Origin of the sequence: Jatrophihabitans sp. (genome assembly GCF_051960575.1) — a bacterium.
GTDB lineage: Bacteria > Actinomycetota > Actinomycetes > Mycobacteriales > Jatrophihabitantaceae > JBQCEE01.
On sequence record NZ_JBQCEE010000418.1, the window covers coordinates 1 to 4,045 of the forward strand.

General features: G+C 72.1%; 4 protein-coding genes. 1 reads left to right on the top strand and 3 read right to left on the bottom strand.

Translation table 11 applies throughout. The annotated features are described in order from the left end of the window. Positions 1-80 precede the first annotated feature (80 nt). The 3 genes from ACTHMS_RS23215 to ACTHMS_RS23225 all read right to left on the bottom strand — a co-directional run bounded on the left by ACTHMS_RS23215 (position 81) and on the right by ACTHMS_RS23225 (position 2,629). Positions 81-1,256, bottom strand: coding sequence for a ScyD/ScyE family protein (locus ACTHMS_RS23215; protein WP_440309026.1), 1,176 nt, complete (start codon positions 1,254-1,256; stop codon positions 81-83). Between the two features lie 99 nt (positions 1,257-1,355). After that, the gene (locus tag ACTHMS_RS23220; protein WP_440309027.1) at positions 1,356-2,057 is read right to left on the bottom strand and encodes a uridine kinase; all 702 of its coding nucleotides are present in this window, start codon (positions 2,055-2,057) and stop codon (positions 1,356-1,358) included. Next, on the bottom strand, positions 2,054-2,629 hold the full coding sequence (locus ACTHMS_RS23225; protein ID WP_440309028.1) for a GNAT family N-acetyltransferase: 576 nt from the start codon (positions 2,627-2,629) through the stop codon (positions 2,054-2,056). The genes ACTHMS_RS23220 and ACTHMS_RS23225 overlap by 4 nt, the downstream gene beginning before the upstream one ends. Positions 2,630-2,796: 167 nt before the next feature. On the opposite strand from ACTHMS_RS23225, the gene ACTHMS_RS23230 reads away from it, so the two are divergent. Further along, positions 2,797-4,045: DUF222 domain-containing protein (locus tag ACTHMS_RS23230; protein WP_440309029.1), on the top strand; the 1,249-nt coding region annotated here is incomplete at its 3' end.

Below are 4,045 nucleotides of genomic sequence, written 5' to 3' on the forward strand. Positions count from 1 at the left end.
CGGGCGTGGGGGCGCGGGGGGCGCCGCGGGGGGGGGCGGTGGGCGCGCCCCCGACGAGCCTTCCCCGGGACGACGACGGCTCAGTGCCGCCCGAGCGACATCCGGACGACCGCGCCGTTGCGCCCGGGAGCGGAGGAGCCGACCGTCACGTACAACGCGTCGTCCGGGCCCTGCGCGATGCTGCCCGGCAGGACGAGGGTGCCTGCGCCGTAGTGGGTCTGCTGATCCGGGTGCCGGAACGGGATACGCACGACGTCACCGGGTGTGGCTGCGTCCGCACCGCCGGCGAACATCTCGGTCGCCCAGAAGTTGCCCCTGTCGTCGAAGGTGCAGCCGGTGACCGTCGTCAGGCCCGAGGCCCAGACGCTCGGCACCGTCGGGAAGTTCGCGTCCGGGTTCACCCGGTAGACGTGCGACTGGCCGCCCGGCAGGCCGATGAACAGGTTCGAAACCAGGTCGAGTGTGCCGACGTACAACCAGCCGTCGGGCCCTTCTGCGATGCAGGTCGGCGTCGCATCCCGCATGGCACCGCCTGTCTCGTTCGGGATGTACGCGATCACGCGAGCGGAGCCGTCACGCCCGATCTCGCTGATGGTGTTCGCTCCCGCATCCGCGACGAAGGTGCGCACGGCGCCGTGCCGGCCCCGCGTCACGAGGACGCCGAACGGGTTCGAGTCGGGGAAGTCGCTCGGGAACAGGGCCTGGTTCGCCGTGGTGAAGGCGTAGGACTGCGAGCCGACGTCGGCGAGCTCGGTGGCGTGACCCGACCTGGGGTCCAGGCCGAACAGCCGGCCGGCCTGCGGGTCGTCGACGGCGCCGTGTGTCGCGGCGAGGATCCCCGGGGTCGACTCGCTCGTGATCAGTCGCACCCGGCAGGCGTCGTGTCGCATGCGGCAGCCGTGCGACAGCGCGCTGAGCCCTTCCGGCCCGAGGACGTCCGGCGGCGCACTCGGGTCCTCGGTGCTGTAGAGCGACGAGAAGCCCGTCGTCCAGGACGGGACGGTGTGACCCCAGCGGTACGCGCTGACCGCACCGGTGTCGGTGAGGCCGTTCTCACCGCTGCCGGCCACGCCCGATTCGGCGACGTACATCGTGCCGCGCGCGTCGAAGGTGATGCCGCGCGGCGCGGCCAGCCCGGAGACCACGACGCTGAACCGTGGTGTGCCACGGGCGTCCGCAGCCTGAGCGGCCCCGACCAGCAGGACACCTGCGGCCACGACCGCGAGCGGTCCACGAGTGCGGAATGTCGTCCTCATGCGTACCCCCTGCGACGCGTCGGGATGGGTCCACGAGCGCGTGCCGTCCTCGACCGCCCCCGCGGTGCGGCGGATGCTCGTCGCGACGAGGCAACGGTGTCAAGACGCAGGCGGTGATGCTGGCACGGATTCGCCGAGGCCGCGCCGCACCTCGGGATGCTCGACATCGTCGTGGTCGATGACAACATCGGCACGCTGCGCGGGCCGTTCCTCCTGCAGGTACAGGTCGCACGCGGCCATGTACCGCTCGTCGTAGGCGCGACGCGCCGGCTCGACGCCACCGAGTGCCGCCGCGTCCCGGGCGACGCCGCGTGCGACGGCGATGTCGCGGCGCACGTCGAGATAGATGACGTGGTCCCAGTGGTCGCGAAGGCTGCCCCGCTGCAGGAACGTGCAGTCGAAGATCGCGATCGTGTCGGGCGCGGCGGTGTCGACGAGGTCGGTCTCGACGCGGTCGGACGCGAGGTCGTGCACCTTCGTGGCGAAGTGACGCGAACCGCCCGGACCGAGCGGTACCAGCACCCGGTCGACGAGTGCGGCGAAGTCGTACGCGTCCTCGTAGTAGCCACGGGCCGAGTCGCGCCCCTGTCGGTACCGCACCGCACGCACGTGGTGGAAGCCGTCCGAGTCGAGGTGCACGACGGGGCGTCCGCGCCGACCCACGGCGTCGACCAACTCGCGGGCCAGCGTCGACTTGCCGGAGCCACACGGGCCGTCGATGCCGACCCGCAGTGGATGACCCGGATCGAGGGACGCGAGATGCGCGGCGAGGCCGTCGATCACCTGTGCTCGTGGGGTCATCGGGCCGGCACGTCGATGCTGACGACCCAGCGGTGCTTGCCGATCTGCCGCTCACGTCGGAAGCCTGCGCGCTCGAACGTCGACAGGACACCGTGGTAGAGGAAGCCGGCTGGCACGGATTCGGCCGGCTCGGGGTATCCCTCGACCCGGCCGCCGCCGGCCGTCGCGATCAGCTCGAGCGCGCCTCGCAGCGCGGCGCCCGCGACGCCCTGGCGGCGGTGTCCTTTGCCGACGTAGCAGCACGCGATCCGCCAGTCGGGCAGCTCGCCCGTGCGCGTCTTCTCGTACTCGCGCCGGTTCTTGATGAGCGGCACCTCGTCGGGGGCGCCGTACTGCGCCCAGCCGAGGCACTGGTCGCCCTCGAACACGAGTGCCGCGTGTGTCGTGCCCGCGCGCACGCGCGCGAGCTTCTGCACCCGGTGGTCGCCTGACCCGGGCGGCCCCTTGACGTGGAAGCCCATGCACCAGCAGCCGCCGAAGATGCCACCGTTGGCCTCGACGAGTTCGGCGAATGCGTCCCACGTGGTCTCGTCCAGCGGCCGGATCGTGTACTCGCCATCGCCCGCCGCCATGCGCACTGTCCTACCAGACGGAGTGCTGCCCGTCGATCATTTCCAAGATTCAGGCAACGAACGGTGAGCTTATTGGCACCACGCCAGGAGCAAATATCCGTTATTCGATCGAGGTTTTCGACCGACAGGACTTGCTTTTCGAACGCTTCTTCGAGTAGACTGACGGCATGGTGGCACCGGCGGTCGAGGCGTGGACGCTGCCCGCCGGGCACGCCGAACTCGACCGGCTGCTGGCGGCGTCGACGGCGCTCGCGTCCGAGGCCGAGTTGCTGGACGCGGTCCGGTCGGCCGAGGCGCTGCGGTGCCGGCTGGCGGCGTTGGACGCGGCGGTGATCGCCGAGGTCGAGCGGCGCGGGCTCGCCGGGAAGCACTCGCAGAAGACGACGAAGGCGCTGCTGCGCTCGGTGCTGCGGATCCACCCCGCCGACGCGGCGAACCGGGTCAAGGCAGCGCTCGCGGTCGGGCCGCGGCAGGCGATGACCGGCGAGCCGCTGCCGGCCCGGTTCCCGCAGGTCGCCGCCGCCCTCGCCTCCGGTGCCGTGAACCCCGAGCACGCCCGCACGATCACCGACTGCATCGACACCCTCCCCGACGGGGTGCGGGAACGGGCGCACGACGAGGTGGAGGCGCTGCTGCTGCGCGAGGCGGCCGAGTCCGACCCCGGCATGGTGCGGCAACTCGGCCAGCAGGTCCACACCCACCTCGACCCCGACGGCCGCCTCCCCGGCGACCGGACCGCGCAGCGTGACCGCGGCCTGGACCTGCGGGTCCGGGCGGACGGGTCGTCGGTGCTGCACGGCGACCTCACCCCTGAAGCGACCGAACGGCTCCGCACCCTGCTCGACGCCATCACCCACCCCCGCACCCTCGACCCCGACACCAGCACCACCGACACGGCTGCCGAGTCGGCCGCCGGCGTGGGCGAGACGGCCGCGGGCGCGCTGGATGACGAGGGCATCGTGACGCCGCCGCGGGCCAGCGGCCCGGTCCGGGACACCCGCTCGGCGACCCAGCGCCGCCACGACGGGTTCCTGCAACTGCTGCGGCTGCTGCAGGCCAACGCCGCGACACCCATGGGTGGCGGGGTGCACACGACCGTCGTGCTCACCCTGCCCGCCGAGGACTGGATCAACGGGACCGGCGTCGCCCGCACCGGCCACGGCGACCTCATCAGCACCGCCGACGCGATCCAGTGGGCCGGCGGCAACCCCAACGTCCTCGGCGTCGCCCTCGACAGCCTCCACGGCATCCTCGCCTACAGCGAACGGTCGCGCTGCTTCCACGAACAACAACGCCTCGCCATGCTCGCCCGCGACGGCGGCTGCACCTTCCCCGACTGCGACGCCCCCATCGCCTACCTCGAAGCCGACCACATCACCCCCTGGATCATCAGCCAGCGGACCTGCGTCGACGACG

Bases quoted from the DNA above. Each gene is read 5' to 3' on its own strand.
- ACTHMS_RS23215 (WP_440309026.1), bottom strand. From the start codon at position 1,256: ATGAGGACGACATTCCGCACTCGTGGACCGCTCGCGGTCGTGGCCGCA.
- ACTHMS_RS23220 (WP_440309027.1), bottom strand. From the start codon at position 2,057: ATGACCCCACGAGCACAGGTGATCGACGGCCTCGCCGCGCATCTCGCG.
- ACTHMS_RS23225 (WP_440309028.1), bottom strand. From the start codon at position 2,629: ATGGCGGCGGGCGATGGCGAGTACACGATCCGGCCGCTGGACGAGACC.